The 20,336-nt window shown below is 47.5% G+C and carries 13 protein-coding genes; all 13 read right to left on the bottom strand.

Going from position 1 to position 20,336, the window contains the following annotated elements; translation table 11 throughout:
* Positions 1-20 precede the first annotated feature (20 nt).
* Entirely contained in the window at positions 21-3,659 is a 3,639-nt protein-coding gene (gene porU, locus KSW37_RS05980) for a type IX secretion system sortase PorU (protein WP_217313637.1), read from the bottom strand.
* A 25-nt stretch (positions 3,660-3,684) separates the two neighbouring features.
* Positions 3,685-4,302: a fumarylacetoacetate hydrolase family protein gene (locus KSW37_RS05975; protein WP_022120436.1), complete on the bottom strand. Its 618-nt coding sequence runs from the start codon at positions 4,300-4,302 to the stop codon at positions 3,685-3,687.
* Positions 4,303-4,422: 120 nt separating this feature from the next.
* On the bottom strand, positions 4,423-5,418 hold the full coding sequence (gene tsf, locus KSW37_RS05970; RefSeq protein ID WP_006848004.1) for a translation elongation factor Ts: 996 nt from the start codon (positions 5,416-5,418) through the stop codon (positions 4,423-4,425).
* 108 nt (positions 5,419-5,526) lie between these two features.
* On the bottom strand, positions 5,527-6,297 hold the full coding sequence (rpsB, locus tag KSW37_RS05965; RefSeq protein ID WP_022120437.1) for a 30S ribosomal protein S2: 771 nt from the start codon (positions 6,295-6,297) through the stop codon (positions 5,527-5,529).
* Positions 6,298-6,455: 158 nt separating this feature from the next.
* Positions 6,456-6,842, bottom strand: a complete 387-nt coding sequence (gene rpsI, locus KSW37_RS05960; RefSeq protein WP_006848006.1) for a 30S ribosomal protein S9 — start codon at positions 6,840-6,842, stop codon at positions 6,456-6,458.
* A 10-nt stretch (positions 6,843-6,852) separates the two neighbouring features.
* Positions 6,853-7,314, bottom strand: coding sequence for a 50S ribosomal protein L13 (gene rplM / locus KSW37_RS05955; RefSeq protein ID WP_006848007.1), 462 nt, complete (start codon positions 7,312-7,314; stop codon positions 6,853-6,855).
* Between the two features lie 347 nt (positions 7,315-7,661).
* Positions 7,662-8,975 (bottom strand): hypothetical protein, encoded by a 1,314-nt coding sequence (locus KSW37_RS05950; protein ID WP_217313636.1) that lies wholly within the window; start codon positions 8,973-8,975, stop codon positions 7,662-7,664.
* Between the two features lie 34 nt (positions 8,976-9,009).
* Positions 9,010-11,778 (bottom strand): M6 family metalloprotease domain-containing protein, encoded by a 2,769-nt coding sequence (locus tag KSW37_RS05945; protein ID WP_217313635.1) that lies wholly within the window; start codon positions 11,776-11,778, stop codon positions 9,010-9,012.
* Between the two features lie 2 nt (positions 11,779-11,780).
* Entirely contained in the window at positions 11,781-15,329 is a 3,549-nt protein-coding gene (locus tag KSW37_RS05940; protein ID WP_217313634.1) for a T9SS type A sorting domain-containing protein, read from the bottom strand.
* A gap of 18 nt (positions 15,330-15,347) precedes the next feature.
* Positions 15,348-16,532, bottom strand: coding sequence for a BACON domain-containing protein (locus tag KSW37_RS05935; RefSeq protein ID WP_194252915.1), 1,185 nt, complete (start codon positions 16,530-16,532; stop codon positions 15,348-15,350).
* A 9-nt stretch (positions 16,533-16,541) separates the two neighbouring features.
* Positions 16,542-17,816 (bottom strand): DUF4302 domain-containing protein, encoded by a 1,275-nt coding sequence (locus KSW37_RS05930; protein WP_217313633.1) that lies wholly within the window; start codon positions 17,814-17,816, stop codon positions 16,542-16,544.
* A gap of 9 nt (positions 17,817-17,825) precedes the next feature.
* Positions 17,826-18,722, bottom strand: coding sequence for a zinc-binding metallopeptidase (locus KSW37_RS05925; RefSeq protein WP_153091541.1), 897 nt, complete (start codon positions 18,720-18,722; stop codon positions 17,826-17,828).
* 23 nt (positions 18,723-18,745) lie between these two features.
* On the bottom strand, positions 18,746-20,323 hold the full coding sequence (locus KSW37_RS05920) for a RagB/SusD family nutrient uptake outer membrane protein (RefSeq protein ID WP_217313632.1): 1,578 nt from the start codon (positions 20,321-20,323) through the stop codon (positions 18,746-18,748).
* Between the last annotated feature and the right edge of the window lie 13 nt (positions 20,324-20,336).

The following is a 20,336-nucleotide window of genomic DNA, read 5'->3' as shown; positions in this document are numbered from 1 at the left end:
TGCCATTGTAAATATATTTTTTATTTGATGATGATGAGTTTCTTGACTTTAGAGGTGTAGCTGCTGCCATCGCTCGCCACCTTGACGCGATAGAGATATACGCCGGTGCCCAGAGGGGTGCCGCTATCGGAGGTGAGGTCCCAGCTGACGGTATAGCTGCCCGAGGCCGGTACACCGCTTTCGGAATGGCGCCAGTGCTGTCTGCCCGATGAATCGAACACTTCTACCACCACGTCCATATCGCTCTCTGTGCGGTCGTGACTGATGATGAAGGTAGTGGAGGTCTTCGCCGGATTGGCAGTTACGCCCACATCGAAGAGCGCCGGACTCAGTCCCTTCACCACATTGAAACGGAGCTTCACCGTAGAACTGTTGTTCTGGATATCCCAGGCACGGAAGGTGAGTTCGTGACTGCCCGGTTCCAGTTGCGGTATGCTGTAATAGGTGGAACCGCTGGTATAGGTTCCGAAATCGTAGGTGAAATTGCTGTTCAGCACATAGGTCTTCGACATATCGCCATCTATCACCAGCTGCAGGTCGTGGCCGATACCGCTTCCGGCAGCATTGATTCCGTCCTTATCGGTTATCTTTGCCACAAAGAACGGGGTGGTGTTGACTTTGCCGCCGTCTGCGAAGGAAGGCGAATTGAGATAGCAGTAGATGGAAGGACCGATGGAATCGTTCTTCATCTCCTCGCTCTCGCCTACCGTAAACTGCTCGCTGGAGCCGTGGGCGGAGAGGGTCTTGACGGTATTCACCGCATAGAGGTTGACCAGACCGCTCTGGTTGGAATAATTGATATCCAGCGGAACGGCAAAGGAGAAGGCAAACTTGCCGCCTCTGACGCTATCTGTGCCCTGATACAGGGTCTTGGTTCTGTCTTTGTATTCGAAAGCCTTCTCAGCACCATCCTTGCCAGTATCGTTCAGGCGACAGGTAACCGTTTCCTTAGAATCTCTTACGATAGCGGTAATCACGCCCCGGAAGTCGTCTGCTCCCTCTATATGACCTGCCATGCGGGCTACAGAGCCTGCCTTCAGCATCGGCAGGGTTTCAGACTCGGCAACAGGAATGCCATTGATGGAATCTACTACTATCTGATACTTAGGCAGATTGAGCGCAAGCGCCGGATCGCCCAAGAGGGAATAGTTGAGATGGTTCACCGTGACATCGGAGCCGGGAGTCGGGCCGTTGCCGCTCACCAGATCGTTCTGAGCCAGACGGTGTGCTTCGCCCATCGTGACAGGCTTGCCGTCTACCAGACTGAGCACTCTGTAGATGAAGGCGTGGTTGATATACTTGTTATACAGGGAGGAAACGGTACGGGTGGTGCCATAGAAGGCTACTGCGCCGCCTTTATCGTTGAGCAGCGCATATTCGCCGATGTTGGCCTGGAGTCCGTCGAACGGCATGATATCGCAGGAGGCAGTTACCCAGAGCGGCAGGTTGGTATTGCGGAAATCGGCAAAATCGTTGAGTTTCAGAACCGATTCGTGCGATATCTGGGTAGGATCGCCATGTCCGGCATAATCCATGATGAGGGCTCCCGCAGCCTGCTGCTGCTTGATGATCTTGGTTGCCTCTGGATAGGTATTGCCCGTAGAGGAGGTTTCGCGGGTATAGGCATCCCACATCACCTTCTTGACGAGATAGGCGGGATAGGTGGTGAGCACATCATTTGCCACCTCATCGGCATCCTGCATGTGGAGGTTGCCGTTTCCGTCATCACCCATAAACATCAGGGTGTTCTGCCAGGCGCCTACATTGGCATTCTGAGCATAACTGATGGTCTTGTCTACCAGCACCTTGGCCTCTTCTGCATAGGTTACCGGGAAGCGGCCTACGGCTACATCCTGCAGTTCACGGCTAGGATACAGTCCGGCTCCCTCGCCGAGCATACCGAACCAACTGTCGCTGACGAAGCAGTTTACGGCGCTGAAGGAGTTTTCACTCTCAAAGCACAGCAGGTAATCGTCAGGATTCAGAATTCTGCAACCGGAGGTAAGCATGCGGTTATCCCATACGCAGTCGCCGAAGAGCAGGAGATATTTCGGCATGTCAGCCTCGCTCTGCGCCTTATCGGAAAGCATGCGCAGGTAGCGGCGGTAGGCGTTGGCATCGGGAGTACCGCTAGAAAATTCGTTATAGAGTTCATCGGCAGGCACAATGGTAACGCGCAGTCCGTCGTGCTGCTCATGAAATTCTTTCAGTCGCTGTGCCTGTTTCAGCAGTTTCTGTGAGGTCGGGATGATGATGACCATATCGGCAGCTCCATCGGCATGATGATCCTGGTTGGTGATGCCGTAGACATACTGGGCAGCCGGAATCTTTCCACCTGAGGCAAGGTTGGCAGCGGTAAAGGCACAGCTTCTAGGCTCTGCCCACGTTACGGAGATATAATCGAGGCGGATGGAAGCACCTGACAAGACCTTGATAGAGATGGTATCCTTATCTTGGAAATCGGAAATGGGATAAGTGGCAACCTGCTCTGTAGCCTTGAGATATTTAATCTCCTCCGCCGAACCGTCATCTTTGATAGAAAGGGTGATTTCGCCCAAAACCTTGCCATTCTTCAGTATCTGAGCCTTGCTGTCTGTGGCGGTAGTCAGGGCTACGGAGAGTTTGCCTGCCGCAGAACCGGTGGTATTCGTGATTACCACTTTCTTTTCATCGCCCACCTTCAGTTCTTCTGCATCGAAGAGGTTTCTGCCGCCATGATAATAGCTGAAACCATCTGACTCATAGAGGGAATGGTAATCGTATGACTGCGGATAATGGGAAGAGACAAAGGTGGCTGAATCCTGCACCAGTGGCTCTCCATCGGTTTGGGTAATAAAATAGTAGCCGTAATCGGAATAAGGATTACGGATGCGCTGGAGGGCGGTTTCTGACTTCCAGGATACCGGTCCCTGGGCATAGAAATAATGCTTGCCGCCTACGATGCACTGGGGAACTTCCTGCAAATCGTCGGTAGCCTGCAGTTCGCTCGCCATAAGGGCTTCGTTCTGCAGATTGCCGCCATAGCCGTAAATCTTCACCTTGCTGATATCGGAGAAGCCTGCCTGGCGCACTACCTGTTCGGTAAGCTGATGGAAACCGGTTTCGCTGACTCTGATCTTCGCCCATCTGCCTGAGGCTAGGACGGAATGGGAGGCATAGAGGGAAGAGGCTGAGCGCAAAGCATCAGAAGAAGTGAAGGCTGATACTTTGCCCTTAGCCAGTAAAGAACCTCGACTGGAACGCTCGGAGCGCTTCAGAGGACGGGATTCTACCTGGAGCATGAAGCTAACCAGCAGCTGATGGCGGTTATTGCGGAACACGACAGGACTGAAATCTATCTGGAGTACGCCCTGCTTGCGGCATTCGGTAACCCGCTGCTGGAGTAATACCTGCTCAGGAGGGACTGCACCCGACAGGCGGTTGTAATTGGCGATGTCGGAGGCTGTCATATCGATATACTCGCCATATTTCAGGCTGACGGTATATACAGAATCACGATATGCACCGGTCAGAGGAATGGAATACACGAAACGGGGCAACACGGAATCTACTCTGACTTCTGAAGAGGTCAGATTGAAGAATCGCTGTGCCTGAGCAGGAACCACCAGCATGAGCAGACATGCCAGCAGCATGTATTTCCAAACCTTTGTTGTGTTCATATCGATATATTACTTGCAATATTGTTTATTTACAGTGAAAATCGAGCACCTTCCTGTCTTCGAGATAGCCTACGAGATGGTCGTCAATGTTGACAGGACCGCAGCCTGTAGGACATCCGGTATAGAGCAGGTCGCCCGTCTTGAGCGTGAAGTACTGGCTGATGTAGGAGATGATTTCATCTACCTTGTAGAGCATATCGCTCGTGCAGCCTTCCTGTACGGTCTTGTCATTGAGGTCGAGGCGGAAGTGCAGTGCCTGGATATCACGGAACTTCTGGATGTCTACCCATTCGCCGATAACGGCAGAACCGTCAAATCCCTTGGCGAGTTCCCAAGGCTGACCAGCCTCACGCAGCTTCTTCTGCATCTCGCGTGCCGTAAAGTCGATACCTACGGTTACAGCATCGTAATAGCGGTGGGCAAAACGCTGCGGAATGGTCTTTCCCAACTTGGAAATTCTGACCACTACTTCGGTTTCATACTCTATTCTTCCCAGATGATCAGGGATGAAGAAAGGCTTGCCGTTATTGAGCAAAGCAGAATCTGCCTTGGTAAAGATGACAGGACGCTCTGGTTTAGATAACGTACCATGCAGCGATTTATTGTGTTCGGTATAGTTCATACCGATGGCAAATATCTTCATAACATCAAATTTTTATATAAAAAAGAAATGGGAGTTAGAAGCAAAGCGAGGCTTAACTTCATAACTCCCGGTATTCTAATTTAACTATAAGTCAAATTAACGCTTGCTTTTGAGTAATGATTACTCAGCAGCAAGAGTAAAGCGCTGGTAAGCAACGATCTTGAGATCCTTGCTCTGAGAAGCGAGGTACTGAGCAACTGTCTGCTTGTCACCGTCACCGAACTGGAACTCCTGATCAACGAGGCAGTTCTCCTTGAAGAACTTAGCCAGACGACCATTAGCAATGTTCTGGATCATAGTAGGGTTCAAAGTAGCAGCCTTCTCCTCACCAACAGTCTTCTTGATGTTGCGAGCCTCTTCAGCCTGCTCAGGTGTCAACCAACCCTTCTTGGTGTTGCTCTCGATGTGCTCCTCAGAGTCAACGTGAGCTGGGTTGATGCCAGCCTTCTTCAAAGCTGCGTTAACAGCCTTCTCTACAAGCTCTTCCTTAGTCTTGGCAACAGCAACTTCGAGCTCAGTCTTCTTAGTCTCCTCAGAAACTGAAGACTCGTCGAGAGCTACAGGGCGCATAGCAGCAACCTGCATAGCTACCTTGTGACCAGCCTCCTCGTTGTTCTCGTTGAGCTGAACCATAGTACACAAAGTGTGCTTGTTCATGTGGTCGTAAACCTCGATGTTGTCACCCTCGAGAACACAGTAGCCGTCGAGCTCCATCTTCTCGCCAGTGATACCAGAGCGCTGTGTAACAGCAGCCTGAGCATCAGCATCGCCAACCTTCAAAGTCTTCACCTCGTCGAGAGTGTGAGCCTTGGCAGCGATAGCAGCGTCGAGGATGTCAGATGTCAACTTGATGAAGTCAGCACCGTTAGCTACGAAGTCAGTCTCGCACTTGAGAGCGATGATAGCAGCGAAATCGTTAACCTTCTTAACGAGAACGCAACCGTTAGAAGTCTCACGGTCAGAACGCTTAGCAGCGATAGCGAGACCACGCTCACGGAGCAACTCCTTTGCCTTATCGAAATCACCTTCAGCCTCTGTGAGTGCCTTCTTAACGTCAGCAAGACCAGCACCAGTCATAGCGCGAAGTTTCTTGATATCTTCAATTGAAACAGCCATAATAATATTTTTATATTAAAAAGTTAATAATAATCTTTGCTTAAAAGCTACTAAAGCCATCGAATCATAAACAGAATCAATGGCTTCAGTATATATTTCTTTGCCTAATTACTCAGCCTCGTCCTTGCGGGCAGCCTTCTTCTTAGGCTGGTCCTTCTGCTCAGCAGCAGCCTTGTCGTCAGCCTTCTCAGCCTTGCGCTCCTCGAGAGCCTCAGCGATAGCACCGCAAACTGCAGTAAGGATAGCATCTACAGAATCCTTAGCATCGTCGTTAGCTGGGATAACGTAATCAACATTCTTAGGATCAGAGTTGGTATCTACGATACCGAACACTGGAATACCAAGACGGTTAGCCTCCTTAACAGCGATATGCTCCTTCATTACGTCAACAACGAAGAGGGCTACTGGGAGACGAGCCATATCTGCGATAGAACCGAGGTTCTTCTCCAACTTAGCACGCTGGCGGCTTACCTGAAGCAACTCACGCTTAGAGAGGTTAGAGAATGTACCATCGTTCAACAGACGATCGATGTTTGTCATTTTCTTAACTGCCTTACGGATTGTAGGGAAGTTGGTGAGCATACCACCAGCCCAACGCTCGTTTACGTATGGCATATTGATAGAAGCTGCCTTCTCAGCAACTACGTCCTTAGCTTGTTTTTTAGTAGCGACAAACAGAATCTTTCTACCTGTCTTGGCAATTGTCTTGAGAGCCTCAGCAGCCTCGTCAATCTTAGCGACAGTCTTGTTGAGGTCGATAATATGAATACCGTTACGCTCCATGAAGATGTAAGGAGCCATTGCTGGATTCCACTTGCGACGGAGGTGTCCGAAGTGGCAACCTGCCTGAAGTAACTGGTCAAAATTTGTTCTTGACATTGTTTTTTCTTTTTTAATTGTGTTTACTTTCTTTTTGAATCTAATGTTAGATCAGTCGATGAGTAGTCCCCGATTAATGGAATCTCACCGATTTAGATACTAAACTTTTTAGCTCAGCTATATATAATCTGTATATATATAATAAAATATGTATAAGATTAACGCTTGCTGAACTGGAAGCGACGACGAGCCTTTGGCTGACCTGGCTTCTTACGCTCAACAGCACGTGAGTCACGTGTCATGAAGCCTGCATCCTTCAAAGCCTTCTTATCGTTAGCGTCGATCTTAACGAGCGCGCGAGCGATAGCGAGGCGGAGAGCCTGGCTCTGACCGGTGAAACCACCACCGTCGAGGTTTGCCTTAATATCATACTTACCCTCAGCTTCGAGCAACTGCAATGGCTGCTTTACTACATAGCGAAGGATTGCTGATGGGAAATATGTCTCAATATCTTTCTTGTTGATTGTGATCTTACCGGTACCCTCTGTGAGGTATACACGAGCTACAGCGCTCTTACGGCGACCAATTGCATTAATTACTTCCATTCTACCTTAATTATTTATACTGGTTAATATCAATAGCCTTTGGCTGCTGTGCCTCGTGCTTGTGCTCTGTGCCATCGTAAATGAAGAGGTTGTCCATCAAAGAACGACCGAGAGGGCCCTTTGGCAACATACCCTTAATAGCGTGACGGAGGATCTTGTCCATTCCATCAGGACGCTTGCGCAACTCTGCTGGAGTGTTGAAGCGCTGACCACCTGGATAACCAGTGTAACGAGTGTAAACCTTATCAGTTTCCTTCTTACCAGTGAAAACTACCTTAGCGGCATTGATAATGATTACGTTGTCACCACAATCTACGTGTGGAGTGAAAGTTGGCTTGTACTTTCCGCGGAGCAATTTAGCAACCTTAGAGCAGAGGCGACCTACAACCTGGTCGGTAGCGTCGATTACGACCCACTCTTTCTTAGCTGTTTCCTTGTTTACGGAAATAGTCTTGTAACTTAATGTGTCCATTTTAAAATTTAAATTTACTACTAAAAAACGTTTTAATCTTTTTTACTCACTATTTAGATAGGTGATTCACTAACCACATACCCCGGCCACAGGACATGCTATTAACACACCATATCTTGGGGACTCTAAGTGTATCCCCGAAATAATCGGACTGCAAAATTACACATATTTTTTTGATTATGTGTAGGTTACGAGTTTTAACCCCAAACTTTTATGAATATTTAACTTAGTTCGCGCTTTTCTGCTCAGGATAAGCAAAAAAAAGCTCCCTCAGCACAAAGACTGAGGAAGCCGAAATGAAGTCAATTTTAAGCCCTACTTCATGGGCTCGAGAGAAGATATATAATTTACTTTAAAATCACCTTCTTGCCATTGATGATGACAAGACCCTTGACAGACTTGCTTACGCACTTGCCGTCGATAGAGTAAACCTTGCCAGCCTTCACAGCCTCGCTGACAGAGATGTTGCTGATGCCAGTTGCAACCTTCTCAGCCTCTTTAGCCTCATCTATTATCTTCTGAGCCTCACGCAGGATTTCGTCAATTCTAGCCATCATCGTGTTGAACTGCTCCTGAGTCAAGTCTTCCTGATAAAGCTTCATGTACATCTGGGTTAATTCTACATTGAGGTCATCCAGCTTGTTAAAGTACTTATCCTTTACTGTTGGACACTCAGAGTCAAGGGTAGAGACGTATTCATCCATCTTCTGAGAAGCTGGATAATACTTTGCGTTGAACTGAGCCATCCACTCATCCTTCTGTGCCTGAGCATACAAGCCAGAAACATTCTCCTTGAAATAACCAAACTCCTGTGCAAAGCCATCAATCTTGTCCTCTGTATAAGGAGCCGTAGGATCGGCTGGTGCCTGAGCAAACTCAGCAGCAAGGTTCTTCCAATACTCTGCTGATTCATTTACCGCAGAAAGGTCATACTCAGAGAAATCCTTCTTTATCTTTGCTATTTCTGCATCCAATGAAGCGAGTGTTGCTGTGATGTCATCCAGCAAAGTGCTGGCTTTCTTTGATGCAGCCAAGAGGGCATCGGCCTTTTTGCTGATAGCATCCAACTGGTCACACATCTTCTTTGCCTGCTCTGCTGTCTCTATAGGACTACCCATCATAATCGGCATATAAACCTGCATCATGTCAGCATCCAGCTCATCGAAAGCTGGTGCATAATGATTCTGTACGTTCGCAGGAATCTGTCCCAAGCACTCAGCCTTGTGCATATAAGCAGCATTATAACTGCTATTCACCTGGAAAGAATAAACCTCCTGCTCTGCATTCTTCACTGCATCCTTGATACCTTCTGCTATCTCTTTTACAGAAGCCAGATAGCTATCAACCTCAGCTGCAGTAAGCGTCTTTGCTTCAAACTTTGCCTTAGCCTCATCTGCTATCTTATCAAGACTTTCCTTGTTGAAATTCAACGAGTATTTGGTATCCTCTGCATCAGGATACTTGTCGTTGATTTCCTTCAGCATAGCGTCGATGTTCTGCTGCACTTCTGCGATAGACTTCACAAGTGCATCATACTGCTCCTGAGTTGCAAGAGTCTGACCCTCTTCTGCTGCAGCCGCAAAAGGCTGGGCAGCTGATACTGAAACCGCTGGTGCTGCGCTCAACATGAGCATAGCCGCAAAAAGTAATTGTTTCTTCATAATCACTTACATTAAAAGTTAATACTAATATTTATTATCTCACGATTTTATATACGCTGTTTCCCTGCTTCACGATATAAATGCCATGACGCATCTCCTTGGCAGAAACCCTGCGGCCATTGAGATCGTAGAATCTCTTCTGTCCATTACGTGACGGGGTGGCTGTGACGGAACTGATACCCGTAGAACTTGCCGGTGTCACGATGAGTTCCTTGGAACTGTAAGAAAGTTCACCCTTCTTGCTGGCGTTTACTACCAGCGCATAGGTAGCATCTGTTTCCAGACCTGAGAATGCGAACTCAGTCTTGCCATTGGTAGAAACCTTCTGGTAGGCTGCCACCGGTTCGTGAATCAATGCATTGCATCCCAAAAGCACATCATCGATATAGAAAGCACCGGAAGTACGCTGGATGACATTCAGTCTTACTGAATCAGCCAACTCCGGCAAATCATAGCTATAGGTATCTCCCGAAGCCATATCAGCACCGCCCTGCAAAGTAGCAATCTGCTTCCATTCTCCATACTGATAAGCCTCTACTGCCAAGGTTGCCTTGGTTGAAGAAGATGACTTGGCGAAGAACTTGACAGAAGATATACGGTTGCCGGCAGATGCCATCTTCAGATAGGTATCTATCTTGTTCAGACGGAGGCAAGGTGATTCCTCGCCATAATTGTTCATGCTCAGGTTACCATTGGTTTTCCAAAGCGAAGGCATACCCTCGAGTTCTTTGCTGAAATCATAGCCCTTCTGAGTTGCCTCTGTTGCATAAACCAACTTATGCAGGGTGACCACGTAATCATCTGCTGCTTCCATACTTTTCCATGAAGCCGTGAAGCCTGTTTTACCGACTGCGGTAGCCTTTACATCAGTCACATAATACTTGCTGAAAGGAATAGCGGCAGTAGTAAACTGCTGGGTGTAGACATCAGAAGAATAAGAGCCACGGTTAGCCTGCAAGGTAATCTCATAGGTTGTTTCAGGACTCAAGCGCTCAACATGAAGAGAAGGCTGTGCTGCTGTATATACCTTATTATTATAGAGCGGCAGAGATTCTTTCTTTCCATTCACCACTGAACTGATGTTCAGAACATATTGCTTGGCAACCGGCACATCTGTCCATCCTATCACAATACTGCTATCCTGGACCTCAGTAACCTTCACGTCAGGAGTATTCAGTTTCAGGTTCAGTCCGCCGAGCATGAGATTGATAACGCCATCCTTCTCCTCGATATCATCCAGTGACATCACCTTGCCACCAGCCCAGGAAGTCAGATTACACTGAGTCACATTCGATGTTCCAGGGAACGGATCTCCCGCACGGGTATTGTCGGTAAGCTTGTTGTCAGCCTCAACGATATCCAAACGCTGATGAGTGCCAGTGATGTTCAACTCATTTTTCTCCCAAGCCTTGGCATCATAATCGATATGCCAGAGCAACATGCCATGACCCGGAATGAACGCATCCCAGCCCTTCTGCTGGCGGTTCTCCATGATGAAGTATTCCTGATCATTGGTTCCTCCCACAGGCACCATGTATGCCTTGTTGCTGTCGTTCAGGTCGGGCAGAACATTGAGGGTATCTACCCCATTCTTCAACACGGTCAGGTCGAGCCATCCCAGACAGGCACGCTCATAGGCAGAGAATGCCGCAGGCGTATTGCCATTGTTGTTATAAGAAGCCTGTGCCATGGTATCGAAAGAACCAGGGGCGAAGGTTGTTATGCCATAATTAACATCATAATGGTCGGCAAGACCCAGCACATGACCGAATTCATGCACAAAGGTACCGATGCCGGCAGGCTGAGGTGTGATGAGGGTACCATTGATTTCGTTGCTGCAGGTATAGTTGCCTACCTCTACTCCATTCAGTTTCAGCGAAGTTTCGCTGAGTCCTGCATCTTTAGCCATGTCTGAATAATAGGCAGAATGTGGCCAGATAGCATTGCCATCGCCAGAATCAGCCTCACCCTTTCCGGCATAGAAAAAATAGATGTTGTCAATGTAGCCATCCTGGTTATGGTCATATTGGGAGAAATCAACCGATGAGGCTGCAAGTGTACAAGCCTCTCTCACGAATTCCTCCAGACGGACAGGATTATCTACGGAAGAGCCTTTGTTGGCTCCATAATAAGAATATTTCTCAGGCAATGTTACAGGACCGATGACATCAAACTGAGGTTGGAATCTGCCATTGGAACTGTTCAGATAGAAATCTCTCGCACTTCCATTGGCACCATTGCTGTAAGTAAATCCAGGTTCATTGAGCATGTTGTTGAAGAACTGATGTGCATCGCTACCTACGGTAGAGAATTTGGTATCAGCAAACTGCACCAAGATGACCAATGAGTGAACCTCACCAATGGTTGGGAAATTGTTCAATTTCTCTTTCTGAGGATTGCTGCCGACTTTCAAAGAAGCATTCCTGCGAGACGAAAGGGTTTGCTGCAACTGCTGCAGACGGGCACGCTTGAAAGATTCAAGGATGGCAGACTTGTCCTGACTCTCAACGAACGCCTTGACCTTTGCTGTGCGCTCAGAAGCCTCAACAGCCTTGATGCCGCTAGCCTGCACCTTGCCATCCTTCCAGTCGGCATACTCGTAATTCCGCTGTCGGGCATTAAACACGAGCGGAATGCCATCGGAAGTCAGCGCATAATGGCCGTGCTCATCACCGCGCATCTGGATGGTGAGCCAGGAGCCATCAGCCTGCTTCACCTTCAAAGGCTTAGGATAAGCAGGAATAGCAAAGGTGGTCTGCACGAAGCAGACCACCAATAAGCTGAATATAATGATTCTTTTCATACTTACTTGATAACGAACTTAGCTGTAGCCTTATGACCAGCCTTATCAGTTGCCTTTACGATATAGAGACCAGAAGTCAAACCAGAAGTACTGAATGCAGCACCTGAAGTCTTGCCTACGAGCTTGCCATTTACACTGTAAACCCAGATTGCATTAGCACCCTCGGCAGAAATCTGACCATCAGCAGCCTTGATAACCAAAGCCTCTGCATCCTCTACATTCTCGATACCACTTACAAAGTTCTTGAAAATGGTTACATTGATAGTAGCTGAGAACTCACCGAACTTAACGGTAACTACATCGATACCCTGCTTCTTACCCTTGATAACCAGGTCGATGGTGTTGCCGTGAGCCTCACCAAAAGTAACAATGGCATTATCCTTAGAAGTAGAAACATCCAAGTCTGACTCCAAGTCAGCGTTCTCCATGCCGTATACAGAAACCTTGACAACAGCAGTACCCTCATCGGTAGTACCTACAGTTACGTCATCAGAGCTGACAGCAAGTGCCTTTGCAATATTGTTGAAGTAAAGAGTAGGTATCTTGCTTCCGTCCTCCTTCCAAGGCTCAGCGAGTGTGTTTCCGTAAGCATACTGCAAACCTGTGAAGAAGTCCTTTCCCATCTCCTTGGCAGCCTTGTAGGCACCCTCAACGCTGGTAGCGTCTGTGCTACCTGCATCGTTGGTAGAATAGTTGTTTGACAAACGCTTCTCAACCTCAGGAGTCTCGCCCTCAGCATATTCCTCATCAGCAACAGTCTTACCGGCAATCTGATGAACAGTAGCAGGAGCGTTCACCTCTTCGCCATCCTGTAATGCTTTGACAGAACCATCGAATACACAGTTCTTTGCAAAACCGGAGGCACCATACATCCTGTTCCTCTCCATTACACCAATGATACCACCGGCAGCATAACCGTCCCAGGCAGACTTCTTGGTAGCTACGATATCAGCATGGCTGACAACATTAGAGATTTCGTTGAAGTAATTATAACCAACTAAACCACCTACTGCATTCTCAGCTGTCAACTGACCGCGAACCTCGCAGTTGGTGAACTTACAGTAATCATGAGGAGTACCTGCAATACCGACAATACCACCCAAAACAGTCTTGGCTATGGCATTGACATTTGCATAACATGCGTTCACACTAGAGGCAGAACGTGTCTGACCAACGATACCACCTACATTCTCAGAGTTAGGCAAAGTAATCTCACCTTGGAAAGAACAGTTATTAATATTGGTCCCAAGATTAGCGCTACCAACGAGACCGCCCGCAGCTACAAAGTCCTGATCATCACCTGAAATTTTGGCACCATAAACAAAAATGCTATCTACATTGGTAGCCTTGCCCTCACCATCATAAGTGTAATTGGTCTCACCTGCCAACACACCTGCATACTGGTTGGTATTGGTCACCTCTACAGTAGGATTCACGAAAATCAAGTTCTTGGCAATACCATTGAGGTCGAGGGTACCAAACAAACCTGCATGATCCTCTGTAGTCTTCACACCGAGGTTGTAGATAGTATGACCATCACCATCCAGAGAACCAGTGAAGTTCTTGACAGGAGCCCACCACTGTGCAGCCTTAGACATATCAATATCAGCTACCATCTTGTAGTTCTTGGTTGGCTCCAGAGCCAGCTGCTGGAAGTCACCAGTAGTAGAAATCAGGTATGGATCCTCTACGGTACCTGTACCACCCTGTTCAAACTTGGTGAAAGGAAGGTCGTAGAAGTTCATGTCATACTTGTTGTTCGCTCTATCCTCGAACACGACAAACATCTGGCGCTTGCCCAATTCGTCCATAACAGGGAAACTTGCCTGTGAGAAGACATAGTTATCATCACCACGCCATGACTTGATAACGGTACCATCGAGTGTGGAAACTTCCAATACATTGTCAATCTTGTTACTGCCATCCGTGCGGCGCTTCTTGGCAATATATACATACTCCATATCATCATCGGTATTGAAGAGATATGGGTTGAGTGAGGTGCTGTTGATCAACGGAGTGAAGTTTTCTGCCTTCAGACCCAAGTTAAGTCTGTCAACATGATCGATGGTGCAATCAGGGTTCACCCAAGCGATAGGAGCAAGAACCTCGCCTGCCTCATTAGACTGTGCCTGTGACAAAGCAATGACATACTGGTAGCCCTGTGCATTGGCAGTAGTTGGGTAACGGTCGAAATTAGAAGAGATGGCATTGCCATCAATGCTCTGTGGCAACACACTAACCTTCTCGCAAGAAGGAACATCAACCAGCTGAATCTGCTGACCTGAGCCTTCGCTTGTACCTATGGTCTGCAAGAACCACATCTGGTCTGACTTACCATGGATGGTATTCAGCAAGCCCCTCTTGTTGCTTGTTACCTTGTCGCAGATATCCTTCAACTTACCATTCTCTGAATCGTAAACAGCATAAGAAATCAAGTCTCCATCCATAGCAGGAGTATAATCGTAAAGCCCTACTACATAGTTCAATTTGCCGTTGTTGCTGAAGTAGCCCTTAGACAAATCGTTGTTGCCGAAGAGACCGAAAGCTGCAGAACGGTATGGAGTGCCCTCTGGTGCATTGATAGATACACGGACGCTATCCACCTTGTTGAAACTCTTATCGAAAGTTCTCAATACCAGAAAGTTGTCCGGCTCCTGCTTAATATCCATGGAACCATCACCTGCATCGGTTTTTGTAAATGGCTTATCATACTCTGCCAGAACATAGTAAGGAGTACCATCCACATTCATACAGTTGAAGCAAGAACCCTGAAGATAGGTAATCTTGTTGTCAATATCAAAGTTGAAAGTATGCTCTACAGTCCAGTCTGTCTGTCCATTGGCAGGAGGTGCGATGACATCGATACTATACTTCTCATCAGACTCGTGAGTCATGATGAGACGCTGGTAGCTATTCCATCCCTTTGAAGCATCGAATACAAGACCGGTACCCTCCATCTCGAACTTGATTTCACCTGTATTGATATCATAAGCACGGGTGAGGTACTTGTTTGCGCCATTGAAGGCATCGTGGAACTCTACCAGGATTTCGTTAGACTTCTCGTCTCTATCGAAGAGTTTCTTGGTGATAGGACCGTATGGAGTGATGTCTGCCACATGCTTCCATCCTTCAGGAACCTTGACGCTGAAAGAACCTACCTGCTTGTGGTTATTATCAAACAGGGTAATCTTTGAAGACTCGTGGAAGTGGGCTGTATAAAACTCGCTGTAAACAGAGTCTCTGGAAGTAATGTCCTGGGTAAAATACCAGTTGCTTGCGTCTGGAGCAGTTACCCATCCGTAAGTCTGACCCGAAGCCGCATTGGCAGGAGTATCACTACTACGCATAGGAGCATTGCTGACTGTAGCAAAGCCAGCCTGACGCATCTGATAAGCACTGTTGCTGCAATCCACCAAACCAGGAACAGATACCAGGCGATGAATGTCAACATTCTTAAACTTTTTGGCAAACGATGCCTTGCTAGAGGCCATCGCTGCTGTGCCGCTTGCTCCCAGGAGCAAAGAGAGGCAAAGTGTAGATAAAATTCTCATAATAAAAACTTATTAAGTTTATTTGATGATAGATGATTTACGATATGACTGCCATGCAGAAAGCTTGGTAACAAGACTGCTGGCAGATGGCGCCAACTGGCGAGCCAATGCCGGTGCCTGCTGCTTGACAGAAGCAGGATCTTTCTTTGGAACTGACATGATATATGGCGCTACCATCCAGCAGAAGTCGTTGTAATAATTAGCCTCTGAAGCACTCTTCGCCTTGAATGTCTGCAAGAGCATGGCAAGGAATTCGCCCGTCTTGTTATTGATGGTATAAGCAGTTCCGCCAAAGAATCCGTAAGTTCCATACTCCTCGCTATACTTCAAGGTAGCAGAAAGAAGACCAGACTCTGAGCCCACATAGCCAAGAGCATCCGTATCGAGGAAGGTATCATAGATATAGTACTTACCAAACTTACCCAGATACTGGCTGCTGCGGGTCTCCACACTACCTGTTTCTTCGTTGATAGAAACAGGGAATACCAGTCCCATTTCAGGAATAGCAAGTTCGGTACGGCTCAATTTGGCACGAACAGTCTGGAGTTCCAACTTCGTATCCTCATTAAAATCGTAATAAGCAAACACGTATTCTCCGGCAATATCCTTGTCGAAATCAAACTGCTTCACGATGAATGAATCGGTAACGGCTGCTACCTGATACTTGATATAATCAGCACGGAGATGACCGGTTGTATTCTCGCTGAGCGATACCTTCAATTCCTTGCTATTGGTATCAACCGAAGCTTTCGCCCACTCAGGAGCATAGATAACCTTCATATCGGTGTTAGAACGGTATGTCTTCGTAAACTCAACAGGCTGATTGTTGCTATAAATCATATTAGCATTGTTTATCTCAAGCACCAAGCCATACTGAGCTACATTGATAACCACAGAATCGGTCTCAGTCTTCTTGATAACCAACTTGGCGTTACGCGACTGGCGGGAGTCGTTGGCAATAGCAGCCAGTTTCACGGTGCTACCCTCAATGCTGGTACTGAGCCATGAAGGCTCATCGGTATAAGCCTTCATAGGGGTACAGTCTACAGTGACAGCACCCTCGCTGTCGTTAGGTCCGAGCATAGTCTGGGCAGAAAGCACGTTGATGGTGCTCTCAGCCACAGCCTGATAATCGCTATCGCTGCTGCATGAGGCCATCAGCCCCATGGCAGCTATACCTATTATATATATAGATTTCTTCATCTTCATTTTTTATTTGTTTGGAGTCAAATTAGAAAGGAAATACCATTCGATGACAAATATATACTTATCATCCTTCGTGATAGGCTCACCTTTGCTTGTACAAGCCAAGGCAATAAAAGTATCGGTGGTATAGCCTCTATCAGCCACGGTTCCATCATCCTCGAAATCACCTTCCTGAGCAACACCGTGCCATACGATATTCATACCACCATTTCCGAGCAATGCACCCTTATTCAAGTCAGCATTCATCAGCCACAGGGCAGGATATCTACCGCTAGGATCTTCAATCATCTGAGATGGCAGGTTAAGGTTACCCGTCTCTGGATCGAAGTCCAATCCTATATTATAAGTATATCCACCTGTGGTGAATGTACCCTTCAGCATGTTCTCCTCATCTTCTATCTTAGAGATGGTTATATCGCAGGAACCCTGCATGGCAGAGAGGGTCCATTTGCCTACCCAGGTATCGATGCTAGGAGCATAAGTTTTCAAGGTAAGAGCCTCATTGTCTTTGGCTGACAACACGCCAGTCGGGCTGACCAGGAAGTCCTGTACCTCGTTGCCATCCAGAACCACAGGCTCATTTACGGCATGGATACCGGTGGTAGTAATATAGAATGGCTGCTCTACAATCTGTCCGTTGGCTGTACGCGAAAGGATGCGACGTTTGCTGGAATTAATCTCAATCATCTTGCTGGCATCAGTAGAATTGCCTACGCGATAGTTCACACCCAAGCGCTTCTGCACATCAGCGATGCTGTTCAGATAAGAAGTCCAGTCCAGATCGGCAGGTATGCGGGTGAATACCATTTCATTCTCCCACTTCTTTCCTCTTACGAAGATACTGTCTTCTGTAAGTTTGGTAACAACAAACTCCCAGTCGCCCTGGTCACCTTCAATCTCACCATAAGTAGGTTCTCCCAGGAAATGGAAGATATTGTTGTAAGTATTGAAGGCGAGCACTGGTCCCATGCTGCGGTCAACGGTATAACTGGATGTTACACGCTCTGTAGGGTCAGCGATGGCTGCATCACCAGCCACAGTCACCTTGCCATTGGCAAACTTCATGAGGAAGGTGTAACCGCCACCGGTCATTCCCTTGCCTGTAAAATAATGAAGCTGCCATCCGTTCTCAGAAGATTCCAGAATCTTCTGGGTATTCTCAATGGTGCTCTCGATGCGGTTGGCAGCCGACTCGTCGAAGAATTCCTTGTCATCGTGCAGACACGACTGCAAGCTCATGCTGCCCAACAAGCAAACGATAGCTACAAATATATGTTTCATAAATCTATTCTATTTTAAATGTTCCAAATCCAAAGAACTCAACTCTTTACCTCTTCGCAGGATGGCTGCTCGCAATACATCGATATCCACATCCCATGAATCCAGCATATAGTTTCTCACGATGTTAAGCTTCTGGTTCAATGCAGCTACAGCCTCGTCGCCACCTACCTTCTGGGCATCGTCGAGGATAGCCTGCCACTGCTCAGGAGTATAAGTGATATAGGTTGACAGCATCTCGGCAAAGTCCTCCAGACCCTCTGACATGGCGTATGGAGTAACAAAACCCTTGCCATGAGCCACAGAATCCTGAACCTGATACCAGTTACCACTTACGTAACCCGACTCGGTAATCTTATTATAAGATGTGTCGTAAGGCTTCTTCTGGTTCAAAATGTGGGTGAACTCGTGGTGCATGGTGTGGAAGTAATACTCTGTCATAGAAGCATAGCTTTCCAGCATGGCATCGGTCAGACTGTTCACCTGATAGAGTGTAACCTTTAGACCGCCCTCGGCAGTACCCAGAACAATAGTTCCGTTGCTGTTGTAGGCTGGACTACCAATCAGGTGGATAACTCTTGGCACATTGTGCTTCACGAAATCAGGTCCCAATACCTCGGCGTATGAATCAAGCCAGAGATACTTGATGATGATAGCCAACTTAGCTGACTTGGCAGAATCGGCTGGTGTCAGGGTATACTGATAATCAGACTCGATGTCCTCCATCTTATACTTGAAATCGATGTTGTAAGGACTGGTGTAGTTCTTCTGCAACCACATATCCAACTGGTCTCTCTCTGGAGAGGTAACAGGGAAGATGGTTGGTCCGTCCGGGTCATTGTCTGAGCAGGCCACGAAGCCCAGGCCCATCACCAATGCCAACATCAACATATATATATTATGTTTCATTTCTTTCTATTACTTTATGTTTTTTACTTATTGCGAGGGTTTGGTGTAACACCCGCTGTGATTACATCCTGTGGCAACTGGATGGCAAGACGTGGGTCACGTGCCTCCATGGTGTCGGTGATGCCTGTAATCTTGTAGTTGCTCTTCACATCACGGCGATAGATAGTGATGCCGTAACGCTTTACATCCTGCATGCGCAAGCCCTCATGAATGGTCATGATTCGACGGAGGTGAAGGATGCACTGCAACATAGGCTCCTCTGTATCCTTGCTGATGGCGAAGGTTGTATGAAACGCCTTACGTGGAGTTGGCTTCTCAGGAGTATAATAAGCGGTAACATCATCGCTATAGAACTTCTTGACATCATCCAGTGTAAGCTGCACGCCCTCCCTAGAGAAGGCAGCCAACTCGGTATTCAGGTCGTCCAAAGCCTCTGCGTAATGACCGAGCAAAGCCTGAGCCTCAGCTCTTACGAGCAAAGTCTCATCGGCAGTAAACTCTGCATATACTGCGTGAGGGGTACCGATACCTGCCTGGATATCAGCATATTCGAAATCATAAGGGACCTTACGGAGAATGTACTTGGAAAGAGATCCTGAGTTGAACACGGTATAGTTGAACACCTTGTCGCTAACTCCCCAAGGACCCTCTGACTGGATGGTCTCCTTGCTTGAAACAATGGCACTATGTGCATACTTGTCACCATACTGGAACGGACCACCGATGGCACCCCATTCAGAAGCAACTACCTGCAACAGGAGGTTTGCCTTGACCGATGAACTGATGTAAGCATTAGGCTGAACCTGCTTGTTAGGAGAAAGAGAACGCCAGGCTGCCCAGTCTCTCAACATACTCTTGGCATTGCTGCCCAACACTTTGTTGGCATACTCCACAGCCTTGTCATACTTCTGATAATAGAGGTAGAAACGGGCTGCGAAAGCGGCTGCAGAGGTAGAAGTGAAATGGAACTTAGGCTTGTCATAAGTTGAGCCTACCAGTTTCAATCCTTCCTGCAAGTCCTTGTCTATCTTGGCATAAAGGTCTGCCAGTGTACCACGGTCGTACTTCACGTGCACATTGGTTTCAACGGTTTCCGGGTAAGGAAGACCCAGGTCGCTGGCTGCAGTGGTTTCATCATAAGCCATGCAGAATACGTTTGCCAACTGGAACATGGCATAGGCACGGCACAGGAGAGCCTCACCCTTCTGGGCTGCATAAGAGCTCTGGTCTGCCTGACTGTTGATGTGTTGCAAAGCGATATTGGCTGTGGTGATGGCATCATAGTAGGTTGACCAGTAAGTAGAAGGTGTCTCATAAGAACTGGTCTCGGTGATGTCGTCCCATTCGTATGCCTGCTGCTGGAAACGGTCGGCAGCATCCCAACCGGTATTCAGGTTACAATCGGTATTGTCTGAATACATTTCCAGCAAATAGGCTGGATGTACCTGTGGGTAAGCATTAACCAGGAGCTTGGATACATCGGAAGGGCTCTGCAAGTCCAGACGGCTATCTGGCTGCTTGTCCAGATAATCGTTGCAGGAAGACAAGCCAGCCGACAATGCCAACGCTACAATGGCGATATATAATTTCTTTATTTTCATTTTTATTTTCTAC

Source organism: Segatella copri, from assembly GCF_019127135.1.
In the GTDB taxonomy this organism is placed as follows: domain Bacteria; phylum Bacteroidota; class Bacteroidia; order Bacteroidales; family Bacteroidaceae; genus Prevotella.
This window is presented reverse-complemented; position numbering and strand designations above follow the sequence as displayed.